Below are 21,713 nucleotides of genomic sequence, written 5' to 3' on the forward strand. Positions count from 1 at the left end.
AACGTCCATTTCGAAGCCATAAAGCGCCAATGAGGCGAAAGCGTTGCCCTGTCGCTCCCTCGTTGGCGTCATTAACCGCGATTTTGGTCGACGCCTTAACCGCATGCGGCGTATTAGCGCAGTCCCTCTGACGGCCTGATGGCGGAGTGGCGACGCAACGGGCGTGCAACCCCGTAAACCCTCCGTTCGACTCGGAGGTCAGGCCTCCATAGTTTTTGAGCGTGCTATCGCCCTTCGGGCTACTTGAGCACGTTGGTCTATGCGACTGCTGGAGCAGGCTGGGCCTGGGTTTTCTGCCGTTTTGGCCTTTGGCGGGTTGACCTTCCGAACCCCTCTCTCTATACGACCGCCTCCGCCGCGATCCGACCGGGTCAGCGGCTTTCTTATTGGTTTCTCTCAGGACGTCCGACGATGAAGGTCCGTAGCTCGCTCAAGTCCCTGAAGACCCGCCACCGCGACTGCAAGGTCGTGCGTCGCAAGGGCGTCGTCTTCGTCATCAACAAGACCGACCCGCGCTTCAAGGCGAAGCAGGGCTAAGCAGCGTTTGCAGCACGCCGCTTGGGCGGCGTGCGCATGCTCGGGTCTTGATTATGATCCACAGGCTGCGGATTTCTGTCCGCGGCCTTTTTCGTGTTCGCGGTTGAGTCGCACCTGTCGCATGGTTAGCGTCCGCGCCTGATTTCTGGAGTATCCCTCATGGCTGACGACGCGTCCTTCGACGGTGGTCCCGACATTCTCAATGCGACGGCCCAAGGCCGTCTGCGCACCATCATCGAACGCCTGGAGCGCCTCGAAGAGGACAAGCAGGCCGTTATGACCGACATGAAGGAGGTCTTCGCCGAGGCCAAGGGCGAGGGCTACGACGTCAAGATCCTGCGCAAGGTCATCCGCATCAGGAAGCAGGACAAGGCCAAGCGCCAGGAAGAGGACGCTATCCTGGACCTCTACATGTCGGCGCTGGGCGAGATCTGAGGCTGACCCGGCTTGAAGCGCACCCCCTTCAAGCCAGGAGGCGGGCTGTCGCGGTCGGGCGGCCCCAAGGGCGATGGCGTATCCAAGCTGCGCTCAAGCAGCCCCAAGGGCGCTAGCGCCCAAAAAGAAAAGCTGCTGACCCCTTGGGATCAGCAGCGCGAAGCCGCCAAACGCGCTGCCCTCAACGCTTTGAAACGCGCCCGCCGCTCGGCAGAGAAGGCGGGCGTTTCGCTGTCCGAATGGGAGGGCGAGTTCATCGATTCGGTCAGCGAGCGCGTGAAGACCCACGGCCGCGCCTTCGCCGACCCTGAAAAGGGCGCGCCGGGTCAGGCCCTCTCGGCCATGCAGGGCCGCAAGCTCAAGGAAATCACCGCTAAGGCCAATGGCGAAGAGCCGAAACGACGGTGGGGGCGGAAGCCGAAGCCATCGGAATGACCGTCTCCTCCCCACATCGTGGGGAGGGGGACCGCGAAGCGGTGGAGGGGCTCTTGAAGCCTCACAGGCGACGGAAATGCGGGGAGAACCCCTCCGTCACGACGCGAAGCCGCGTCGCGCCACCTCCCCACGATGTGGGGAGGAGACGGTCAAGTCAGCCCGCTTCCTTCAACTGACCTTCCAGACCCTGCTCGCGGACCTTGCGGTACAGGGTCGAGCGGCCGATCCCCAGGCGGCGGGCGATCTCGCTCATATGGCCGGCATAGACCTCGATGGCGTGCTGGATCAGGTCGCGTTCGATGTCTTCCAGGGTCCGCAGATGCCCGCGGTCGTCAAGGATGCGGATCGGCTGGTCCGTCAGACTGGCGTGATCGGCCTGGGCGCTGGCGGCCGTGGCGGCATACAGGGGCTGGGCGTCCGGCATAGGGGCGGCGATGCCCGAGACGGCGGGGAAATCGTGCGGCTGAAGGAAGGGCGCATCGGCCAGGACGATGGCGCGGAAGACGGCATTCTCCAGCTGGCGCACATTGCCGGGCCAGTCGAACCCTTGAAGCAGAGCCAGGGTCTCGGGCGCGCAGCCGGCGATCCGCTTGCCTTCCTCGGCGTTGAAGCGGGCGATGAAATGATCGACCAGGGGCGCGATGTCCTCGCGCCGATCGCGCAGGGACGGAGCCTCGATCGGAAACACGTTCAGGCGATAGAACAGGTCTTCGCGGAAGGCGCCGTCCTTGACCTGCTGGGCGGGGTCGCGATTGGTCGCCGAAACGATGCGCACGTCGATCTTGACCGGCCGTTTGCCGCCGACAGGGTCGATCTCGCCTTCCTGCAGGGCGCGCAGCAGCTTGACCTGCATGTCCAGCGGCAGTTCGCCTATCTCGTCCAGGAACAGGGTGCCGCCGTCCGCCTCGCGGAACTTGCCCAGCGTCTTATCGACGGCGCCAGTGAATGCGCCCTTCTCATGCCCGAACAAGATGGATTCGATCAGATTGGCGGGCAGGGCGCCGCAGTTGACGGCGATGAAGGGCTTGCCGGCTCGGTCGCTGGCGCCGTGCAGGGCGCGGGCGATGACTTCCTTGCCCACGCCGCTCTCGCCGGTGATCAGGACGGGGATCGAGGATTTGGCGGCCCGGGCGCCCAGCGCCTTGACCATCCGCATCGGCGCGCTGTCGCCCACGATGTCGTCGAAACTGGTGCGGCCCTGGACACGCTTGGTCAGGCGTCCGACCTCGGCCGTCAGACGCTTCATCTGCATGGCGTTGCGCACGCCGACCAGCAGCCGCTCGGGTCCGACCGGCTTGACGAAGAAGTCCTGGGCCCCGGCCTGCATGGCCTTGACCACCATGTCGATGCCGCCGTTGGCCGTCAGCACGATGACCGGCTCGTTGATCCCGGCGCTGCGCAGTTCGGCCAGGCATTCCAGCCCCGACATCTCTGGCATGATCATGTCCAGCAGGATCAGGTCGGCCCCGCCGCCGCGCACCATCCGGTCGATGGCCTCGCCGCCGCTGGCGGCATGGACCACGGCGTTGCCGTCCCGCTCCAGCACCGCCTGGATCAGCCGGCGCTGGGTCGGATCGTCGTCAACGACCAGAATGGTCTTGGCCATGAAAGCCCCTTGTGCTGTCGCCCACCCCCGTCGCGGATGGATCGTTTCGGGACGATTTTTAGGAAGTCGAGGTGAAAATCGAGTGATGGGGCATGGTGTCCGCCGCGTTAACGACCGCTGGGATCGTCGCACCGAATCTCGGGCGTCGCCTGCAGTTTCTGACCACCGACGATCAAGTCCGGCAGGGCGGCTGGAGCCGTGGTCACGCCTGTCGAAAGGGCTCCGTCCAGGGCCTCGGCATTGCGGCTGCAGGCGGCCTGATACTGCCCGACCTTGCGCCACTGCCCATCGTCACCCCTCTGCTCGAACGCCAGGACCGTCCGCGCCATCGCCACCAGCAAGTCGTCTCGCCCGTCGCCGTTCAGATCCAGCGTCCGAACGGTGCACGGACTGGCCACGGAGCAGCCGAACAGGACATCGGCCTGGCTTTCGATCTGCGTTTGGAAACTGGCGGGAATGGTCTGACCTGCAACGGCTTGCAGACGAACGGCCGCCGCGCGATCCCGACGCGCCTTGGGCGTGTCGCCGGACCGGTAGGTTCTGGCCTTGGCGGCGCGGGCCAGGCGCGCGGTTTCGGCATCGCGGGATCGCGTCAATGTCTCCAGCGCGGCTGCGCCGACCTTGCCGCTCTCGAATCTCAGGAAATCATAGTCGAAGTCCCGCGCCGAGACTGCGCCGCGTTCCAGCCGCGCGATCTGATCCTTCACCGACATCCGGGCGGGATCGGCTAAAGGGCTGAACAGGGCCAGGATGACCAGCACCGACAGGACGGCGGCGACGACATTGGTCCGCTCCAGCGGCTTCATCCAGCCGCCCGGCTTGGCCGCCGCCAGCACATAACCCGCCCCATAGACCGCCCCGACCAGGGCGCAGGCGGCGGCGATGATCCGGTCGGGCGTCAGGCCGTGCTGGCCGATCCGCAGAGCCAGTCCCCACAGGGCCAGGACGATCAGGGGCGCGATCAGCACCGAGGCGACGCGCACGCCGTATTTCAGCACGACCGGCGGCACATTGTCGGGCCGCCCGTCCTGGTAGGCCGTGTTGATCAGCACGATCAGGGCGGCGGCGGCCGATAGGACCAGGGCCGTCGCACTGCGCGTCTCCCAAAGGCCGTCCAGGCCGGTGAAGGGCAGGGCCGCCAGGAAGCCGCCGACCAGCACGGTGATCACCAGCAACAGCCAGGACAGCAGCATCAGGGCCACGGTCCGCACGCCCCGGATCAGGCCGTCGCGCACATCGGTCAGCTGGACCGCCGTGGAGAAGATCAGGACCGTGACGGGGATGGAAAACCAGGCTTCGCCCAGGATGTCCTGCAGGAAGCTGAGGCCGATCATCTTGAACAGGGACGCGCCCAGATGCAGCAGCACCCAAAAGGCGCCGGTGAACCCCAGCGACAGGGCCAGTTGCACCCCGGCCTTCCAGGCCACGTTGAAATACTCGGGATAGTCGACGATCCAGCGCCGTTCGCGGATCGCCGGAACGATCAGGTGATGGGCGATGAACAGGGCCGCCGCGCCGAAGGCCATGACGGGGAAGCTGAGGAAGGGCGGTTCATCGTGCGGCGCCAGCACCTGACGCGCCACGTCGTGCGCGCCCAGCAAGGCCAGGACCACGGCGGCTGCGCCTGTCCACAGGGCCAGGGCCAACGGCTTGATCCGCCCAGCCCCCGCCAAAATGACCGCAGGGCCGTAACCCGTCGCCAGGGCCAGGGCGCCGAACAGGGCAGGCTGGGTCGCGGGCCAGGCATGACTGTCCGCCGCCAGATACAGCAGATAAAGCGCCAGTCCCTGAACCAGGCCGGTCGCCAACCGAATCGCGAACAGGCCGGACGCCCCGCCCAGGCCTGTGCGGCCGGTGTCTTGATGCGTCGTCTCGGTCATTCACGTGTCTCCAAAATGCAGGATCGCACGGCCGGCGCCGTCGAGAAAGCGTGACGGAAGGTTGCGACTGTCGTCCGACATCCCCAGAACAGTGGTCATGAACGCTCCTTTCAAGACGCCCAGCACCGACGCCCCGCTGTGGGACCTGACCGATCTCTATGCGTCGCGCGACGACGCCAAGGTCGCGGCCGACCTGGAAAAGGCGCGGGGCTTGGTGGATTCGCTGAACGGCCTGAAGGGAAAACTGGCCGCCGAACAGGACGCCGACAGCCTGGGCGCCGTGCTGGACCGGGCCATTCATCTGTATGAGCAGGCGTCGGACGTGCTGGGCGCCCTGGGCGCCTACGCCTTCCTGTCGGCTTCGACGGCGCGCGACGATGCGACGGCCCAGGGGTTCGAGGCGGATGTGCGCGAGAAGATCACCGCCATCGCCACCCCCACCGTCTGGCTGACGCTTGAGATCAACCAGATCGACGACGCCGCGCTGGAGGCCGCCCTGACCGCCCACGCCGGCGCGGCGCGCTGGCGGCCGTGGTTGCGGCGGGTGCGGGCGATGAAGCCGCACGAGCTGTCGTCCGAGCTGGAGACCTTCATCGCCGAGCGCGGGCCGATCACCGCCCAATGGCCGCGTCTGTTCGATGAGCAGCTGGCCGCCCTGCGTGCGAAAGCGGGCAGCGAGGGCCTGACCCTGGCCGAAGCGCTGAACCGTCTGTCCGACGCCAAGCCTGCACGCCGCAAGGCCGCAGCCGAGGGCCTGTCGGAGGCCCTGGCCGCCCGCGCCCCGACCCTGGCCCTAGTGCTGAACACGGTCGCCGCCGACAAGGCGATGGAGGATCGCTGGCGCGGTTTCAAACGTCCGGCCGACAGCCGTCACCTGGGCAACGAGGTAGACGGCGAGGCCGTGGACGCCATGGCCGAGGCTGTCGCCGCCGCCTATCCGCGCCTGTCGCACCGCTACTATGCGCTGAAGGCCAAGGCGATGGGCAAGGCGCGGCTTGATCACTGGGACCGCAACGCCCCCATCGAGACCACGACGCCGCGCGCCTTCACCTGGACGCAAGGGCGAGAGATCGTGCTGGACAGTTTCTCGGACCTGGGCGGCGACTTCGCCGACCGGGCGGGCGGCTTCTTCGACAAGCCGTGGATCGACGGCCGGGCGCGGGCGGGCAAGCAGTCGGGCGCCTACGCCCACCCGGTGACCGCTGACCGCCACCCCTATGTCTTCCTGAACTGGATGGGCGAGCGGCGCGACGTCCTGACCCTGGCGCACGAACTGGGGCACGGCGTTCACCAGACGCTGGCGGCCGATCAGGGCACGCTTCTGGCCGACACCCCCCTGACACTGGCCGAGACCGCCTCCATCTTCGCCGAGGGCCTGACCTTCGACCGCCTGCTGGCGACCGCGCCCAAGTCAGAACAGCGCGGCCTGCTGGCCGGTCGGATCGAAGACGGGCTGAACACCGTCGTGCGCCAGATCGCCTTCCACCGGTTCGAGACCCGTTTCCACGACGAACGCCTGCAGGGCGAGGTGTCGCAGCAGCGCATCAACCAGCTGTGGCTGGAGGAGATGGGAGCGTCCCTGGGGCCGTCGGTCAAGTTGAACCCCGGCTATGAACACTGGTGGGCCTACGTCAGCCACTTCGTCCATTCGCCCTTCTACGTCTACGCCTACGCCTTCGGCGACCTGCTGGTGGCGGCTCTGATGGAGGCGCGACGCAAGGATTCGGCGGGCTTCACGCCTCTGTATCGCGAGCTGCTGGCCGGCGGCGGATCGCGGACCTATGTCGAGGCGTTGAAGCCGTTCGGCCTGGACCCGCGCGACCCGGCCTTCTGGAGCGTGGGCTGCCAGAGGCTGGAGCGTCTGGTGGACCAGTTCGAAGCGCTGGCCTGAAACGATAGGCTGACTGCGGGCTTGAGCGGGGCGGGCGCCTCGGTGTAAGTCCGCCATAACGACGAGGGGATACAACGCATGGCCGACCTGCACGACACCGCCAACGCACCTGCCGACGCTGATGCGCAAGCCTATCTGCACGGCCATATGGAAGTGCGCGAGCAGGTCTCGACCTACCGTCTGTTCCTGAACCTGGCCAAGTGGGGCAGCCTGGCCATCGCCGTCCTGCTGCTGTTCTTGACCCTGTGGTTCCATCCGGGCGGCAGCTTCATCGCCGCCGTCATCGGCGCGGTCGTCCTGGGCGGCGCTGGCTTCGTGGCGCTGAAGTCCAAACCGGACGCCGCGCACTGAATCCCCTCATCGGTTGCGCGATTTCCCGCTGCGGCGGTCTGAAATCACGCGACCTGGCCAAGCTTTGGCATAACCGTGCTTTGACGGCTTGCGCCGGAACGGCCTAACCTTCGTTCAACGAAAAGAACGAGGGGATTCGCTTGGCCGTCGCTATCGCCGTCACCCGTGAACGTCGCGAAGGCGAGACGCGCTGCGCCGTCACGCCCGAAACCGTCAAGAAGCTGATCGCCCTGGGCGCGACCGTCACGGTCGAGGCCGGGACCGGCCTTGGTTCGTCCATTCCCGACGCGGACTATGTCGCCGCCGGCGCGACGGTGAAGCCGGACACTCGCGCCGTGCTGGACGGCGCCGACATCGTGCTGAAGGTGCGCGGCCCCACGGCTCAGGAGACCAGCGCCCTGAAGCCCGGCGCAATCGTCATCGCCATGCTGGACGCCTGGCGCGACAAGGCCACCGTCGAGGCTCTGACCGGCGCCAACGCCACCGCCTTCGCCATGGAATTCGTGCCCCGCATCACCCGCGCCCAGGTCATGGACGTGCTGTCGTCCCAGGCGAACCTGGCGGGATACCGGGCGGTGATCGAGGCGGCCTATGCCTTTGGCAAGGGGTTCCCGATGATGATGACGGCGGCCGGCACGGTCGCCCCGGCCAAATGTTTCATCATGGGCGTCGGCGTCGCCGGGCTTCAGGCCATCGCAACCGCGCGGCGTCTGGGCGCCGTCGTCACCGCCACCGACGTCCGCCCCGCCACCAAGGAACAGGTCGAAAGCCTGGGCGCCAAATTCCTGGCTGTCGAGGACGAGGAGTTCAAGAACGCCCAGACCGCCGGCGGCTACGCCAAGCCGATGTCGGCCGAGTATCAGGCCAAACAGGCCGAGCTGACCGCCAGCCATGTGGTCAAACAGGACATCGTCATCACCACCGCCCTGATCCCCGGCCGCGCCGCGCCGGTGCTGCTGACCGCCGCCCATGTCGCCTCGATGAAGCCCGGCTCGGTCATCATCGACCTGGCGGTCGAGGCGGGCGGCAATGTCGAGGGCTCGAAACTGAACGAGGTCGTGACCACCGCGAACGGCGTGACCATCGTCGGCTGGGCCAACCTGCCCGGCCGCATCGCCGCCGACGCCAGCGCCCTCTACGCCCGCAACCTGTCGGCCTTCGTCGGGCTGATGATCAAGGACGGGGTGCTAGCGGTCGATCTGGAGGACGAGATCCTCAAGGCCGCTGTCGTGACCCACGGCGGGGCCGTGGTGCACGAAGGCCTTAAGGGAGCAAACTAATGGAACACGTCGATCCCACCGTCTTCCGCCTGGCCATCTTCGTCCTGGCGATCTTCGTCGGTTATTACGTCGTCTGGAGCGTGACGCCGGCCCTGCACACGCCGTTGATGGCCGTGACCAACGCCATCTCCAGCGTCATCATCGTCGGCGGCCTGATCGCGGCGGCGGCCGTGTCGGGCGATGCGACCGGACCCAGCGCCTGGATCGCCAAGGGCGCGGGCGTCGCGGCCGTGACCCTGGCCAGCGTCAATATCTTCGGCGGCTTCATGGTCACCCGGCGGATGCTGGCCATGTACAAGAAGAAGGAGCGGCCGGCTCCTAAAGCCGCGCGTGATGCGTCGTCCGGGGCGCCTTCGTGACGGACGCCGCTCAGATCGCCATCACCGGATCCTGGGTCGCCACTGGCGTCGGTTTCGGCCTTTGGCTGTACGGCTGGTTCGGGACCAAGATTCCGATCAAGCGCCAGCGGCTGCACGACTGCGGCATCGCCCTGGTCTTCTCGGCCATTCTGGTTCGCGTCGTGACCCAGGACCGGCCGTTGGGCGTCTTCGAATGGGCCCTGTTCTTCATCGGCCCTTTGTTCATCGCCGCCGCCCTGTGGCGGCTGGCGCGCACGTCTTGAGGGGAGGGGCGTGATGAACGCATCGCTGGCCGCACTGGCCTATCTGGTTTCGGGCGTCCTGTTCATCCTGTCGCTGCGGGGGCTGTCCAGCCCCGAGACCAGCCGTCAGGGCAACACCTTCGGCATGATCGGCATGGCCTTGGCCATCGGCGTGACCCTGCTGACGCTGGGCACGACGGGCGCGCTGGACGGCGTCACCCTGGCCCTGATCGCCGGCGGCGTCATCGTCGGCGGCGGGGCCGGCGCCCTGATCGCCAAGCGCGTCGCCATGACCGACATGCCGCAATTGGTTGCGGCCTTCCACAGCCTGGTCGGCATGGCCGCCTGCCTGGTCGCCATCGGCGCCGTCTATGCGCCAGAGGCCTTCGGCATCCTGTCCGAGGACGGAACCGGCATCAAAACCCTGTCGATCATCGAGCTGTCGCTCGGCGTCGCCATCGGGGCCATCACCTTCACCGGCTCGGTCATCGCCTTCGCCAAGCTGAACGGCAACATGAGCGGCGCGCCGATCATCCTGCCCGCCCGCCATCTGATCAACGTCGGCCTGGCCCTGGGCCTGGTCTTGCTGATCGGCATCCTGATCGGCACCAATGGTGCGGCGACCTGGGCCTTCTGGGGCGTCTTCCTGATAGCCCTGGTGCTGGGCGCGACCCTGATCATCCCCATCGGCGGCGCCGACATGCCGGTGGTGGTGTCGATGCTGAACTCCTACTCCGGCTGGGCGGCGGCGGCCCTGGGCTTCACGCTGGAGAACATCGCCCTGATCATCACCGGCGCCCTTGTCGGGTCGTCGGGCGCGATCCTCAGCTACATCATGTGCAAGGGCATGAACCGCAGCTTCATCAGCGTCATCCTGGGGGGCTTCGGCGGCGCGGATGCGGCGGCCGGTCCCGCCGGCGCCAAGGAGACCCGCCCCGTCAAACAGGGCTCGGCCGAGGACGCCGCCTTCATCATGAAGAATGCGTCCAAGGTCATCATCGTCCCTGGCTACGGCATGGCCGTGGCCCAGGCCCAGCATGCGCTGCGTGAAATGGCCGACAAGCTGAAGGAGGAGGGGGTCGAGGTGAAATACGCCATCCACCCCGTCGCCGGCCGCATGCCCGGCCACATGAACGTCCTGCTGGCCGAGGCCAACGTCCCCTATGACGAGGTGTTCGAGCTGGAGGACATCAACGCCGAGTTCGCATCCGCCGACGTCGCCTTCGTCATCGGCGCCAACGACGTCACCAACCCCGCCGCCAAGACCGACCCGACCAGCGCCATCTACGGCATGCCGATCCTGGACGTTGAAAAGGCCGGTACGGTGCTGTTCATCAAGCGCGGCATGGGCTCGGGCTATGCCGGCGTGGAGAACGAGCTGTTCTTCCGCGACAACACCATGATGCTGTTCGCCGACGCCAAGAAGATGGTCGAGGGGATCGTGAAGGGGCTTTAGGGAGTCATGGCCAGCGCGCCCAAGACCCGCCCGACCGACGCGTCGGTCGAGGACTTTATCGCCGCCGTCGAGGATGCAAGACGACGGGCCGACGCAGGGTCTGTGTGCGCCCTCATGGCCGAGGTGACGGGCGAGCCGGCCGTCATGTGGGGATCGTCCATCGTCGGCTTCGGAAATACCGGCGGACCGATGGGCGACTGGCCGCTGACCGGCTTTTCGCCGCGCAAGGCGAAACTGGTGCTCTACATCGCCGGCGACTTCCCGGAGCGAGAAGGCCTGGTGGCGACGTTGGGCAAGGTGAAGACCGGCGTTGGCTGTATCTATGTCAGCCGGCTGGATCAATTGGACCGCGCGGTTCTGCGCGACTTGTGCGACCGATCCGTGCGGGCGTTACGAGACGTCCCCGCTGAAGTCTAAGCGCGCTGATCCGCCGACCAACCGCCGAAACCCCTATCGCGCAACCTTGACCGGCGCTATCACGCGTCCGTGAACGCCCTGTCCAAACCCGCCCCCGTCGCCCACCGCCGTTTCGAGGCCTTGGATTCCCTGCGTGGGGTGTGCGCCATTCTTGTGGTGATGTTCCACATGCCGGTGGCAAGCCATTGGCGCGATTGGGGTTTCATTCAGCATTCGTATCTGTTCGTCGATTATTTCTTCGTGCTGTCGGGCTTCGTCATCGCCCATGCCTATGCCGACCGGCTGAAGTCGGGGCGGGATGGGGGGCGGTTCATGGTGCGGCGGTTCGGGCGGATCTGGCCGCTGCATCTGCTGATGCTGGCGGCCTTCGTCGGGCTGGAGCTGGCGCGGCTGGTGTTTCATTTCGACAGCGCGCCGCCGTTCACGCGGGATCGGTCGATCGAGGCGATCTTCACCAACCTGGCGCTGATCCAGGCCTGGCATGTGCATCCCTACCTGACCTGGAACGGGCCGGCCTGGACGCTCAGCGCCGAATGGGCCTGCTATCTGATCTTCGCCGGCCTGGTGCTGGTCGCGCCGAAGCGGTTCCGCTGGATCGGTCTGGTCCTGGCGATCATCGGGGGCGTGCTGGTGGTCAGCTACGCTCGGCGCTGGATGAACACGACCTACGATTTCGCCGTGCCGCGCGCGGTCTATGGCTTCTTCCTGGGCTGCCTGTTGCAGGGCCTGTGGACGCGCATTCCTCGCCTCAAGGGCGGCGCCGCGACGGTGCTGGAAGTCGTGGCCATCGTCGCGGCCTGCATCTTCATCGGCTATGCCCAGGGGCCGATCACCGTGGCCGTCACCCTGGTCTTCGTGGTCCTGATCTGGGTCTTCGCGGGCGAGGACGGCGCCCTGTCACGCGTGCTGGATCATCCGGCGCTGGTCACCCTGGGGCGATGGTCGTTCGCCATCTACATGGTGCACATGTTCATCCTGACCGTGATGATGATCGTGGCCCGAAAGCTGGACTGGGTGCCCGTGCGGCGGATCGATTTCGGATCGGTCTGGCTGAACGACCTGTTCGCCGTCGCCATGTTCGGCTTCATCGTCGTGGTGGCTGTCGTCGCGCACCGATTGGTCGAACAGCCGGCGCAGCGGATGATCGACCGCTGGACCAAGCCGAAAGCGGCCTGAGCCTTTAGGCCGCCATCCGCCATTCCGACGCCCATCCCGACGCCATGTCGCCGGCGCGGCCTTCGTCCCACAGCATGTCCTCGTCCGAGTAGCGGCTGCTGGCGGCCGCCGAAATGACGTCGACCACCTGTTCCTCCAGCCGGTCCCAGATCACGGCGAGGTCGGACGAACCATCGGCCTCGCAGGGCACGATGATGTAGCGGCTGGCGTTGATCGCCGAATGAGCAGGCGAAGGGGTGGGTTGGAAACGAGCCATGATGTGATCTCCTGAAGCGACGGCCTCTTGTCGATGATTGGGTTATGAAGCACTGTTGCGTCAGAAACGGACGTATGGATCGGCGGCGACGGTGAGACACGACAAGGCGGCGATGGTGATCGAACTGGCGCGGCGCATGGCCGCCAGCGCCGAAGGTCTGTCCATCGACGAAATGGCCCGCGACATGCGGGTGGGCCGCCGCACCGCCGAACGGATGCGCGACGCCGTGATGATGCTTTTCCCCCAGGTGGACGAGGTGTCGGACCCGCCGTCGAAACGCTGGCGTATCCGGGGCGGCCTGTCGGCGTTCGAACAGGCCCCGACGGCGACCGAGATGCTGGAACTGTCCAAGGCGGCGTCCGCCCTGCGGGCTGCCGGCGAACCGGCGCGGGCGACGTCGCTGGAGGGGCTGGAACGCAAGCTGAAGGCGGCGATGCGGTCCACCACCCTGAACCGGATGGCGCCGGATCTGGAGGCCCTGGTCCGGGCCGAGACCATCGCCGTCCAGGCCGGGCCGCGTCCGTCGGCGGACGAGGCCATGCTGACCGCCATTCGCGGGGCTGTGCTGGCGCAGCAGCCGTTGGGCTTCACCTATTCCCGACCGGGCGCCGAGCCGCGTCGGCGCAGCGTCGCCCCGTGCGGTGTCATGTTCGGCCGCGCCAACTATCTGGTCGCCGCCGACCGCGAGACCGGCCGCATCCAGACCTTCCGCCTGGACCGGATGAGCCACGTCGCCCCGCAGGAGGGGCTGGCCGTCCCGCCCGCCGATTTCGACCTGAGCGTCTTCGCCAGCCAGTCCTTCGGCATCTATCAGGACGAGATCGAGGACGTCGTGCTGCGGATCACGCCCCAGGGCGCGGCCGAGGCGAAGAGCTGGCGCTGGCATCCGACCCAGAGTTTCGAGGATCAGGCGGACGGCGCGGTCGTCGTGCGGTTCCGGGCGTCCGGCATGCGCGAACTGGCCTGGCACCTGTTCACCTGGGGCGAGCAGGCGCAGATCCTGGCGCCCGAACGACTGAAGGCCGTCATGGCCGGGGAACTCGCCGCCGCCGGGCGCGCTCTTGAGCGGGCCAAAGCATGACGGAACGGTAAGCTGACGCAGCCCGCGCCGCCTTTATGCTCAGCCGATCTGTCTGGAGCCTGCTTCTTGCGCCTGAAAGCCTTTGCCGTTTCCACCGCCCTGACGGCGGCCCTGCTGGGCGCCTGCGCCACGGCCGCCCCCGCCCAGGGCGTCTTCGCGCAGCAGGCCGAGCCTGCGGTCACGGTGACCCGCGACGGCGACGACTGGACGGCGGACTATGTCTTCGACCGCGACGCGCCGGTCTGGGCCTTCATGGATTCGGCCCTGATCACCGAGGTTCGCCAGCCTTGGCGACAGTCTCAGTGGACGGTTCAGACGCCGGGCGTGGTGATGGAGCGCCGAGGCGCCTACGACATCCTTCGCAGCGTGGATGGCGGTCCCGTGCCGCGTCGCGTGCGCTTCTCGATCCGCCCCAGAGCCGTCGATCTGGAGGCGCAGTACGGCACCCTGACCTTCTCCGACGGCGCGGTCGCCCTGCCGACGCGCCAGTTCGACGTCTTCCCCTTGCCGTCGGTCGCAGCGGCGCAGGCCATGCCGGCGGACCTGAACGGCGTGGACCTTGCGGCGGGTCCGTCGCGGGTGACCTGGCGCGATACCGCAGGGCCTGTGCTGTTCAATGGCAAGCGCCGCCCCAACCTGACCACGACGGATGAGCGCAGCTATGTGTTGCTGGGCCAGGCGCGGGTCACCCCCGGCGACGGCCTTACCACCGTCATGGATCCCAATCTGCCGTCCTGGATCGGGGAGGAGATCCGAGGCTTTGCGCCCCACGTCGGCGACTATTACCGCAACCGCCTGGGCGATCCCGGTGTCGGCAGCGAGACCTCGACCGTCATGGTCAGCTGGAACGGCCCAACCGAACGGATGTCCAGCATGGGCGGCAGCGTCCTGCCCGGTCTGATCGTCATGCAGTTCGAAGGCGTCGGCGTGATGCGGCCGAACCAGGAGATGCTGGAGCGGTCGCGCTGGTTCATCGGCCATGAGAGCGCGCATTTCTGGCTGGGCCAGGCCGTGCGCTACGAATACGCCCGTGACATGTGGATCACCGAGGGCGGGGCCGACCTGATGGCGGTGCGGGCGCTGAAGGCGTTGGACCCGACCTATGACGCACGCGCCGAACTGCAGAAGGAGGTCGACGACTGTATCGACCTGTCGGCGGGTCGAGCGGTCGTGACGGCGGCGGAGCGTGGCGAGCACCGCGCCTACTATGCCTGCGGGGCCGTCTTCGCCATGGCCGCCGAGGGCGCGCAGAACCAGCGGAGCGGCGGAGACTGGTTCGACTTTCTGAGGCCTCTTCTGGCGGCCAATCGTCAGGACGGGGTGCTGACCCGTGCCGAGTGGCTGGACGCTCTGACGCGGGTTTCGCGCGATCCGACGCTCGCCAATGACATCTCCGGGCTCTTGGATCGGGGCGCGAGCGATCCCGCCGCCGTCGTCGCCCGGCTGTTCCAGCGAACCGGCGTCGGGTTCAGGCGCGAAGGCGGCCGCATCATCCTGAACTGACCGGGCAACCGGAGGCTCCCAAGTCGCGTTGAGGGCGGATGAAACCTTCACTGTTCCCGATCGTCGCTGTCTTTCTGCTCTCGGCTTGCGGCGATCGGCGCGTCAATCCGCCGGACGAGCCGGCCCAGCCGGTCAGGACGCCCGAAGCGATGCAGCCGGTGGAGGCGCCCGGACCCACTTCGCTGGCGTCACGCGGGCCGCGCAGCTTCGTCGGCGTGTGGGCGGCGAACCCGGCCTGGTGCGCTGCGCCCCAGGGCGACCGCCGGCCCATCACGATCACGCCGCTGCGGTTCGAAGGCTACGAGAACAGCTGCGACATCACCGCCATCCAGGAGACCGGCTCCGGCTATCTGGCCACCCTGGCCTGCGTCGGCGAGGGTCAGGCGCGCACAGAGCGGGTGCATATGGCGACCAGCGGCGAGCTGATGAACCTGACCTACCTCGATCGCAGCCGGACGACGGTCAAACTGGCCCGGTGCCCCGGTTCGCCTAGAGCGCCGGATCCGGCCAATCCGCTGGAGAAGATGATGAAGGGGCAGGGGACGGCCGCCCCCGCCGTCCCGCCTAGCTGAACAGGAAGTTCATCACGTCGCCGTCCTTGACGACATAGGCCTTGCCCTCGGCGCGCAGCTTGCCGGCCTCGCGCGCCTTGGCCTCGCCGCGCAGGGCGACGAAGTCCTCGTAGGCGATGGTTTCGGCGCGGATGAAGCCCTTCTCGAAGTCGGTGTGGATGACCCCTGCCGCCTGCGGGCCGGTGGCGCCGACGGGAATGGTCCAGGCGCGGGCCTCCTTGGGGCCGACCGTGAAATAGGTCTGCAGGCCCAACAGCTTGTAGGCCTCGCGGATCAGGCGGTTCAGGCCGGGTTCTTCGAGGCCCAGGGTTTCGAGGAACTCCTTCTGCTCCTCGTCGTCCAGCACGGCGATCTCGGATTCGATCTGGGCCGAGATGACGACCGAGTTGGCGTTGTCCTGAGCGGCGCGCGCCGCGACCTTGTCGGACAGGTCGTTGCCCTTGTCGGCCGAACCTTCCTCGACGTTGGAGACATAGAGAGCGGGCAGGGCGGTCAGCAGTTGCAGCATATGCCAGGCCTTGGCGTCCTCCTTGGACACCTCGGCGGTGCGGGCGGGCTTGCCGGCGTTCAGCTGGGCCAGGGCCAGATCGACCAGCTTCAGCGTCAGGCCGGATTCCTTGTCGCCGCCCTTGGCGCGTTTTTCGAGCTGGGGCCGACGGCGCTCCAGGCTCTCCATGTCGGCCAGCATCAGTTCGGTCTCGATGATCTCCAGATCGGCGATCGGGTCGATGCGGTCCTCGACGTGGGTGATGTCGTCATCGACGAAGCAGCGGGCCACGAAGGCCACGGCGTCGCAGTCGCGGATATTGGCTAGGAACTGGTTGCCCAGGCCCTCGCCCTTTGACGCGCCGCGCACCAGGCCCGCGATATCCACGAAGGTGATGCGCGAAGGGATGATCTCCTTGGACCCGGCGATCTCGGCCAAGGCTTCCAGACGCGGCTCCGGCACCGCCACGTCGCCGGTGTTCGGCTCGATGGTGCAGAACGGATAGTTGGCCGCCTGGGCCGCCGCCGTCTTGGTCAGGGCGTTGAACAGGGTGGACTTGCCGACGTTGGGCAGGCCGACGATCGCGACTTTAAGAGCCATGGTATTCCTCGTGAGGCGCGAGCCTTTACCCGGTTCGAACCGGTTTGTCAGGCTCGCGCTTCAACTGGGGTCAATGCGCGCTGTGATCCATGCCCGCCATGGCCGGCTGACGCACCGCCGCCTGCACCGTGATCGCCGGCGCCGAGGCGAACTGGAAGGTCAGAGGCACGGTTTCGCCTGCGACCAGCGGAGCGGTCAAGTCGATGAGCATCAGGTGGTTTCCGCCGGGCGCCAGGGCTACGGCCTGACCGGCCGGCAAAGGCAGACCCGCCGTCAATTCGGCCATCTTCATCATGCCGTTCTCGGTCTTCATCTCATGCACCTGAAGCGATCCGGCGCGAGGGGTGGATCCGCCGGTCAGCCGATCGTCCGTCGCTGCGGTCAGGGTGACATAGCAGCCCCCCGCCTTGGCCCCGTTCGGAGAGGGGCGGCACCAGGCGTCGGTTGCGGTCACGGCGGCGGCCGTCGTTGCGCCGGATGTCTCGGCCGCCGGCGCCTTGGCCGGTTCGGATGGATTGCAGGCCGCCAGAGACAGGGCGACGGCGGCGAGAGCGAGTTTGGTTTTCATGACGTCAGGTCTTTCACGAGGCGGCGGAACGGCGCCGGATCATCGGTCGTACGGCTCGATCGAGCAACACGGCCGCGACCAGGCTCAGTCCCGTCAGAGGATAGAGGATGGCGAGGGGAAGGACGATGCCCAGCACGGCGGCGCGCACCCGCGGTCCCGGCGGGGCGGGTGGTGCGCCCAGGCGGCGACGCGACAGGTTCGGCGGACGGCGCTTCCACCACATGACCAGGCCGCTGATCGCCAGCAGCCATACGCCGATACAGCCCAGCAGCATGACGATGCGGTTGGCCTGTCCGAACTGCGTGCCCTGATGGGTTAAGATGCCCAGTTCGATGGCTTTTGCGCCCGCGCCGAACTGATCGTAGCCGATGTCGCCCAGCAGCCGCCCGGACGTGGCGTCGATATAGAGCGAGCGGCTGTCCTGCACGCGGCGGGCCTGGGTCGTCAGCGTATAGGCCGTTGCGTCGGCGGCCGGTATGTTCACGGCATAGGGGCGCGCCAGACCGGCCTGATCCGCGACGTGCAGCACCTGCGCCAGACCGCCGTGGCCGGCGTGGTCGTGCGTCATCACCATCCCCTCCATGGTCCAGCCGGCGCCGACCGGTGCGTCATGGTGCTGCGCGCGTTGCCAGGCGCCGGCGACGGGGGCGGGCGGTCGCCCCAACCCCGTCTCCTTGATCAGGCCCATGGCCCGGTCGCCCCAGACCGCCGACCAGGGCATGCCCGTGACCGCCAGAAACAGGACAACACCCCCGACATAGAATCCGGTCAGCGCATGCAGATCGCGCCAGAACGGCCGACGACGGCTGTCGGTCATCTTGGGCGTGAAGGTCCCGACGGCTCGCCCGCGCGGCCACCACAGATAGAGACCCGTGGCGAACAGAATGATGGTCCAGCCGGCGACGATTTCGACGAGAATGTTGAACGGCCGACCCAGCAGCGTCAGGCTGTGGGTCTTCTTGACCAGTTCCATGAAGCCCCCGGCGGGTATGACGCCCGTCGCGCGCCCCGTGTGGGGGTCGATGAAGACGGTCTTCTGCACCCCGTCCGGTCGATCCACGCGAAGCCTGACGACCTGATCGGCGCCGGCGGGCAGGACCAGATTGGCGACCCGTCCGCCGCCGGCGGCTGCAGACGCATTGGCCAGCCAGGTTTCGGGCGCGGCCTGAGATTGGGTCGCCGGCACACGGATCATGTCGCGATACAGAAACCCGTCGATCTCGTCCTTGAACAGATAGAGGCCGCCGGTCAGGGCCAGCAGCATCAGCACCGGCATGACGAACACGCCCGCATAGAAATGCCACCGCCACACGGCGCGGTAGGGACCGGACAGATCGGCCGTTGGCTCAGAATGCATAGCGAACTCCCACATAGGCCGAGCGTCCCTCGCCGGGTACGAACACAGCCGTCGGGGCGACCCGCGCATCCGTCACGGCGTTGACGGAGGAGATGTAGTTTTCGCCTGTCAGGTTTCGCGCATCCAGGAACAGGGACACGCCATTGTCGAACCCCCAGCCCGCATTCAACGAGAGGATGGCGTAGTCCGGGGCCGTCAGGGTGTTGGCATAGTCCACCAGGACATCCGACGGCGACCACTCCACGCTGGGAGCGACGAACCAGCCGGCAGGATGGAGGTACTTCAGTTCGGCCCGGTACAGATGTTCGGGCACGACCGGCAGACGATTGTCGCCATAGACAGGATCCGCGTCAAAGACGAAGTCGGACCAGGCGTAGGTCTGGCGCAGCGTCAACCGGCCGTGGGGGCCGGCCATGATCCGCCAGTCCAGCCCTGCTTCGATTCCCTGGTGAACCGTGTCGCCCGCATTGAATGTGGAGGCGGGAATGTCCGGGGTGACGATGAAGTTGAGCAGTTCGCCGGTGATCTCGGCGCGATAGGCCGACAGGTCGAAGGTGAAGGGACCGCGACGTCCTCGGGCGCCGATTTCAGCGGTCCAGGCATCCTGAATATCGACATCGACGAAGCGCGGTATCGCGCCTTGAACCAGCGCATTATAGCCGGGCGCCTCCACCGAACGCGTCAGGTTGGCATAGACCTGCGTGCCCGTCTCGTCTTCCCAAAGCAGACCGATGCGCGGGGAGAACCAGTCGAAGGTCACGTCCGCATTGTTGCTTGGGGCCAGATTGTTGGTGAAATCCCGCTCTGCACGGCCATAGCTGCCGCCCGCGACCAGAGCCAGTCGGTCGGTCACGAACAGGCGGCCCTCCGCGAAGACATCCAGGCCGACGGCGTCCTGAACCGAATCGCCGATCCTGGCGCCAGGTCGTGCGCCGCCCGCCGCCACGAAGGTGAAGGCGTCGGTCGCGCCGCCGCGATAGCTGACGCCAGCATAGGCGTCGGCGCGCAGCCCCATCACCTGTCCGTTCCAGTCCACGCGGCCATAGCCCCCCCATTGCAGGCTGTTCTGGTCGATGACGATGGAGATCGGGTGATACAGATCCTTGTCCACGACATAGGCCGCGCCCTCGACCATCAGACTGTCGTCGATCCTCCAGCGGCCCAAAACGGTGGTGCGCAGCGACTTCACGTCTCTGGCAAAGGCCAGGGCGCGATTGTTGGCGGGAACGTCTCGCGGGTTGGTCAGGGCCTGTTGCCGCGTCACGGCGGATGACACCGACTGGTCCAGATCATTGCCCTGCACGATCAGGCGCAGCTCGCGGTCCGTGCCGAACGTACGACCCAGGTTCAGGGTCAGGCGTTTGGAGTCCGAGTTTTGATTGTCCCGGAAGCCATCGGAACGGGCGAGAGTGGCGGCGGCGTAGACGTCCCACTCGCCCAGATCGCGGGCGATGGCGACGTGGCCGCGTTGGGTGTCGAACGATCCACCTTCGATGCGGATCAGGTTGCGACTGGCGGCTGTCCGACCGGTGGGGGTCACGACATTGATCGCGCCGCCCAAGGCTGCGCCGCCAAAACGAAGGGCGTTTCCGCCCTTGTACACATCGATATGGCGCGTAATCAGGGGATCGATCTCCTGAAACTCACCGAATCCGTCGGGCGCGTTGAAGGGGACGCCGTCCTGAGCCAGCAGGACGCCGCGCAGATGGGCGCCGTTGCCGATGCCCGAGCCCCGAATCGAAAGCCGCACTTCCTCGCCCCAACGGCGCTGGGCGAAGACGCCGGGCACGCCGCGCAGCGTATCGGCGAAGCTGAGCGCATAGCGGTCCTGATAGGTTTCCGACGCCACCACGGCCACGGCGCCGGGGGTGCGCGACAGCAGGGCGCGGGCGTCTGCGACGACGGCGGGGTCTTCGGCGTTGCGACGGCCGGTGACGATGACGCTATCGAGCACGGCGGGCTCAGGGGTTTGCCGGGCGAAGGCGGGACTGGCCCATCCAGCGCTCGTCAGCGCGGCGAGCAGCAGCGCGCACGGCGCTGCGGTGGTCTTGAAAGACATGATGATCCTGAAATCAGAACAAGAAAGACGCGCGGGTGCGGAGGCCGGCGCGGGCTTGAGGTCTGGTTCAGGCTTTGGGTGGTGCGGTGGACGGCGGGCGCGGCGGGGCACGCGCTGGCGGCGGCGGGCTGACGCTGGCGACGACATAGACGACGCGTTCGGCGATACGAACGACCGGGGCCGGTTGCGGCGCGGGCGGACAGGGCAGGGCGGCGGCCAGAGGCATGACGCAGGCCGCGCACTTGGCCCCGACGTGCTTGTTCACCGGGCCGTCCATCCCGCCGGACTGGATCGTCTGCGGCCCTTCGGCCGAGCAGATGATCAGAGGCTGGCCCGGTTGAACCGCCGCCAGGGCCGCAAAGGGCAGCAGGCTTCCAAGCACGAGCGCGAAGACCGCCGCCAGGAAGGCGAGCGATTTCGAGGTCGACCAGTTATCGGCCTGGGAACGGATCACGCCTCGCCTCTACGGTGTTTTGCGACGACGGGATAGGCGGCGGTTTGTCCTAAAGCTCGCCGCGCGCCGCCTGACGCGGGCTGAATTTGGGCGCGGGGGCCAGGCGCATGACTTCGCCCTGATAGCGTTCGTCATCGCCGGCGGCGGCGAAGGGCAGGGCGTCGGCGCAGGCCTGGAGCATGGCGTCCAGCCACGGCTGTTCGGCCTTGTGGAAGTCGCCCAGGACGTGGGGCATGACCAATTCCTTCTCGCCTGGATGGCCGATGCCCATACGGGCGCGGCGGAAGTCGGCGCCCAGGTGGCTGATCAGCGAACGGACGCCGTTCTGTCCCGCTGCGCCGCCGCCGGTCTTCATGCGGAAACGGCCGGGCGCCAGGTCGATCTCGTCGTGGAAGACGATGATCTCGCTGGGTTTGATCTTGTAGAAACGCGCCGCCTCTCCGACAGCACGTCCGCTTTCGTTCATATAGGTCTGAGGCTTCATCAGCAGGACCTTGACCGGCCCGTCGGCCGTCTCGACCTGGCCCTCGCTGACGATCGACTGGAACTTGGCCCGCTCGGGACCGAACCGCCATCGGCGCGCGATCTCGTCGGCGGCCATGAAGCCGATGTTGTGGCGGTTTTTCTCGTATTTGCCGCCCGGATTGCCGAGCCCAGCGATGATGATCATGGCGTCCTCATGCCGCGTGCCTCAGACAAAGAAAAGCCCCG

General features: G+C 67.1%; 23 protein-coding genes and 1 tRNA gene. 15 read left to right on the top strand and 9 right to left on the bottom strand.

Annotated elements, in window-relative coordinates; translation table 11 throughout:
* Positions 1-132: 132 nt before the first annotated feature.
* From ACP69V_RS03880 to ACP69V_RS03895, 4 genes are all read left to right on the top strand, one after another.
* A tRNA-Ala gene (locus ACP69V_RS03880) sits at positions 133-209 on the top strand.
* A 202-nt stretch (positions 210-411) separates the two neighbouring features.
* Positions 412-537 (top strand): type B 50S ribosomal protein L36, encoded by a 126-nt coding sequence (gene ykgO / locus ACP69V_RS03885; RefSeq protein WP_008263184.1) that lies wholly within the window; start codon positions 412-414, stop codon positions 535-537.
* A gap of 159 nt (positions 538-696) precedes the next feature.
* On the top strand, positions 697-972 hold the full coding sequence (locus ACP69V_RS03890; protein WP_346496369.1) for a DUF2312 domain-containing protein: 276 nt from the start codon (positions 697-699) through the stop codon (positions 970-972).
* 132 nt (positions 973-1,104) lie between these two features.
* Positions 1,105-1,407: a hypothetical protein gene (locus ACP69V_RS03895; protein WP_426024029.1), complete on the top strand. Its 303-nt coding sequence runs from the start codon at positions 1,105-1,107 to the stop codon at positions 1,405-1,407.
* 154 nt (positions 1,408-1,561) lie between these two features.
* Here the strand turns inward: ACP69V_RS03895 and ACP69V_RS03900 are convergent, their stop codons facing one another.
* A complete protein-coding gene (locus tag ACP69V_RS03900) occupies positions 1,562-3,013 on the bottom strand; it encodes a sigma-54-dependent transcriptional regulator (protein WP_426022727.1) in 1,452 nt (483 codons plus the stop codon).
* A gap of 107 nt (positions 3,014-3,120) precedes the next feature.
* Positions 3,121-4,893, bottom strand: coding sequence for a DUF4153 domain-containing protein (locus ACP69V_RS03905; RefSeq protein WP_426022728.1), 1,773 nt, complete (start codon positions 4,891-4,893; stop codon positions 3,121-3,123).
* A 97-nt stretch (positions 4,894-4,990) separates the two neighbouring features.
* On the opposite strand from ACP69V_RS03905, the gene ACP69V_RS03910 reads away from it, so the two are divergent.
* The 8 genes from ACP69V_RS03910 to ACP69V_RS03945 all read left to right on the top strand — a co-directional run bounded on the left by ACP69V_RS03910 (position 4,991) and on the right by ACP69V_RS03945 (position 12,065).
* Complete coding sequence (locus ACP69V_RS03910; protein WP_426022729.1) at positions 4,991-6,784, top strand: M3 family oligoendopeptidase; 1,794 nt, start codon at positions 4,991-4,993, stop codon at positions 6,782-6,784.
* 78 nt (positions 6,785-6,862) lie between these two features.
* Positions 6,863-7,135, top strand: coding sequence for an aa3-type cytochrome c oxidase subunit IV (locus ACP69V_RS03915; RefSeq protein WP_135195128.1), 273 nt, complete (start codon positions 6,863-6,865; stop codon positions 7,133-7,135).
* Between the two features lie 140 nt (positions 7,136-7,275).
* The gene (locus ACP69V_RS03920) at positions 7,276-8,415 is read left to right on the top strand and encodes a Re/Si-specific NAD(P)(+) transhydrogenase subunit alpha (RefSeq protein WP_426022730.1); all 1,140 of its coding nucleotides are present in this window, start codon (positions 7,276-7,278) and stop codon (positions 8,413-8,415) included.
* Positions 8,415-8,774, top strand: a complete 360-nt coding sequence (locus ACP69V_RS03925) for an NAD(P) transhydrogenase subunit alpha (protein WP_426022731.1) — start codon at positions 8,415-8,417, stop codon at positions 8,772-8,774. The genes ACP69V_RS03920 and ACP69V_RS03925 overlap by 1 nt, the downstream gene beginning before the upstream one ends.
* Entirely contained in the window at positions 8,771-9,037 is a 267-nt protein-coding gene (locus ACP69V_RS03930) for a hypothetical protein (protein WP_159850074.1), read from the top strand. The genes ACP69V_RS03925 and ACP69V_RS03930 overlap by 4 nt, the downstream gene beginning before the upstream one ends.
* Positions 9,038-9,050: 13 nt before the next feature.
* A complete protein-coding gene (locus tag ACP69V_RS03935; RefSeq protein ID WP_426022732.1) occupies positions 9,051-10,472 on the top strand; it encodes an NAD(P)(+) transhydrogenase (Re/Si-specific) subunit beta in 1,422 nt (473 codons plus the stop codon).
* Positions 10,473-10,478: 6 nt separating this feature from the next.
* On the top strand, positions 10,479-10,889 hold the full coding sequence (locus tag ACP69V_RS03940) for a DUF1801 domain-containing protein (RefSeq protein WP_426022733.1): 411 nt from the start codon (positions 10,479-10,481) through the stop codon (positions 10,887-10,889).
* A 69-nt stretch (positions 10,890-10,958) separates the two neighbouring features.
* The gene (locus tag ACP69V_RS03945) at positions 10,959-12,065 is read left to right on the top strand and encodes an acyltransferase family protein (RefSeq protein WP_426022734.1); all 1,107 of its coding nucleotides are present in this window, start codon (positions 10,959-10,961) and stop codon (positions 12,063-12,065) included.
* Positions 12,066-12,069: 4 nt separating this feature from the next.
* On the opposite strand, the gene ACP69V_RS03950 is transcribed toward ACP69V_RS03945, so the two are convergent.
* Positions 12,070-12,321, bottom strand: a complete 252-nt coding sequence (locus ACP69V_RS03950) for a hypothetical protein (RefSeq protein ID WP_426022735.1) — start codon at positions 12,319-12,321, stop codon at positions 12,070-12,072.
* 91 nt (positions 12,322-12,412) lie between these two features.
* On the opposite strand from ACP69V_RS03950, the gene ACP69V_RS03955 reads away from it, so the two are divergent.
* The 3 genes from ACP69V_RS03955 to ACP69V_RS03965 all read left to right on the top strand — a co-directional run bounded on the left by ACP69V_RS03955 (position 12,413) and on the right by ACP69V_RS03965 (position 15,477).
* Positions 12,413-13,402, top strand: a complete 990-nt coding sequence (locus tag ACP69V_RS03955; protein ID WP_426022736.1) for a helix-turn-helix transcriptional regulator — start codon at positions 12,413-12,415, stop codon at positions 13,400-13,402.
* A gap of 66 nt (positions 13,403-13,468) precedes the next feature.
* Positions 13,469-14,905: a hypothetical protein gene (locus ACP69V_RS03960; RefSeq protein WP_426022737.1), complete on the top strand. Its 1,437-nt coding sequence runs from the start codon at positions 13,469-13,471 to the stop codon at positions 14,903-14,905.
* A 38-nt stretch (positions 14,906-14,943) separates the two neighbouring features.
* Positions 14,944-15,477 carry a hypothetical protein gene (locus tag ACP69V_RS03965; protein ID WP_426022738.1) on the top strand — a complete coding sequence of 178 codons (534 nt, stop codon included), beginning with the start codon at positions 14,944-14,946 and terminating at the stop codon, positions 15,475-15,477.
* Here the strand turns inward: ACP69V_RS03965 and ychF are convergent.
* From ychF to pth, 6 genes are all read right to left on the bottom strand, one after another.
* On the bottom strand, positions 15,470-16,564 hold the full coding sequence (gene ychF / locus ACP69V_RS03970) for a redox-regulated ATPase YchF (RefSeq protein ID WP_426022739.1): 1,095 nt from the start codon (positions 16,562-16,564) through the stop codon (positions 15,470-15,472). The genes ACP69V_RS03965 and ychF overlap by 8 nt on opposite strands.
* A gap of 70 nt (positions 16,565-16,634) precedes the next feature.
* Positions 16,635-17,132, bottom strand: coding sequence for a copper chaperone PCu(A)C (locus tag ACP69V_RS03975; protein WP_426022740.1), 498 nt, complete (start codon positions 17,130-17,132; stop codon positions 16,635-16,637).
* A gap of 13 nt (positions 17,133-17,145) precedes the next feature.
* Entirely contained in the window at positions 17,146-18,489 is a 1,344-nt protein-coding gene (locus ACP69V_RS03980; RefSeq protein ID WP_426022741.1) for a PepSY-associated TM helix domain-containing protein, read from the bottom strand.
* Positions 18,479-20,548: a TonB-dependent receptor family protein gene (locus tag ACP69V_RS03985; RefSeq protein WP_426022742.1), complete on the bottom strand. Its 2,070-nt coding sequence runs from the start codon at positions 20,546-20,548 to the stop codon at positions 18,479-18,481. Before ACP69V_RS03985 ends, ACP69V_RS03980 begins: the two co-directional genes overlap by 11 nt.
* 67 nt (positions 20,549-20,615) lie before the next feature.
* Positions 20,616-21,002, bottom strand: coding sequence for a hypothetical protein (locus ACP69V_RS03990; protein ID WP_426022743.1), 387 nt, complete (start codon positions 21,000-21,002; stop codon positions 20,616-20,618).
* Between the two features lie 49 nt (positions 21,003-21,051).
* The gene (gene pth, locus ACP69V_RS03995; protein WP_409715883.1) at positions 21,052-21,672 is read right to left on the bottom strand and encodes an aminoacyl-tRNA hydrolase; all 621 of its coding nucleotides are present in this window, start codon (positions 21,670-21,672) and stop codon (positions 21,052-21,054) included.
* Positions 21,673-21,713: the final 41 nt, after the last annotated feature.

Source organism: Brevundimonas sp. PWP3-1b1, from assembly GCF_049896065.1.
GTDB classification, from domain to species: domain Bacteria; phylum Pseudomonadota; class Alphaproteobacteria; order Caulobacterales; family Caulobacteraceae; genus Brevundimonas; species Brevundimonas intermedia_B.

Bases quoted from the DNA above. Each gene is read 5' to 3' on its own strand.
- ACP69V_RS03935 (WP_426022732.1), top strand. From the start codon at position 9,051: ATGAACGCATCGCTGGCCGCACTGGCCTATCTGGTTTCGGGCGTCCTG.
- ACP69V_RS03900 (WP_426022727.1), bottom strand. From the start codon at position 3,013: ATGGCCAAGACCATTCTGGTCGTTGACGACGATCCGACCCAGCGCCGG.
- ACP69V_RS03910 (WP_426022729.1), top strand. From the start codon at position 4,991: ATGAACGCTCCTTTCAAGACGCCCAGCACCGACGCCCCGCTGTGGGAC.
- ykgO (WP_008263184.1), top strand. From the start codon at position 412: ATGAAGGTCCGTAGCTCGCTCAAGTCCCTGAAGACCCGCCACCGCGAC.
- ACP69V_RS03940 (WP_426022733.1), top strand. From the start codon at position 10,479: ATGGCCAGCGCGCCCAAGACCCGCCCGACCGACGCGTCGGTCGAGGAC.
- ACP69V_RS03965 (WP_426022738.1), top strand. From the start codon at position 14,944: ATGAAACCTTCACTGTTCCCGATCGTCGCTGTCTTTCTGCTCTCGGCT.
- pth (WP_409715883.1), bottom strand. From the start codon at position 21,672: ATGATCATCATCGCTGGGCTCGGCAATCCGGGCGGCAAATACGAGAAA.
- ACP69V_RS03950 (WP_426022735.1), bottom strand. From the start codon at position 12,321: ATGGCTCGTTTCCAACCCACCCCTTCGCCTGCTCATTCGGCGATCAAC.
- ACP69V_RS03890 (WP_346496369.1), top strand. From the start codon at position 697: ATGGCTGACGACGCGTCCTTCGACGGTGGTCCCGACATTCTCAATGCG.
- ACP69V_RS03915 (WP_135195128.1), top strand. From the start codon at position 6,863: ATGGCCGACCTGCACGACACCGCCAACGCACCTGCCGACGCTGATGCG.
- ACP69V_RS03925 (WP_426022731.1), top strand. From the start codon at position 8,415: ATGGAACACGTCGATCCCACCGTCTTCCGCCTGGCCATCTTCGTCCTG.
- ACP69V_RS03985 (WP_426022742.1), bottom strand. From the start codon at position 20,548: ATGTCTTTCAAGACCACCGCAGCGCCGTGCGCGCTGCTGCTCGCCGCG.
- ACP69V_RS03905 (WP_426022728.1), bottom strand. From the start codon at position 4,893: ATGACCGAGACGACGCATCAAGACACCGGCCGCACAGGCCTGGGCGGG.
- ACP69V_RS03980 (WP_426022741.1), bottom strand. From the start codon at position 18,489: ATGCATTCTGAGCCAACGGCCGATCTGTCCGGTCCCTACCGCGCCGTG.
- ychF (WP_426022739.1), bottom strand. From the start codon at position 16,564: ATGGCTCTTAAAGTCGCGATCGTCGGCCTGCCCAACGTCGGCAAGTCC.
- ACP69V_RS03975 (WP_426022740.1), bottom strand. From the start codon at position 17,132: ATGAAAACCAAACTCGCTCTCGCCGCCGTCGCCCTGTCTCTGGCGGCC.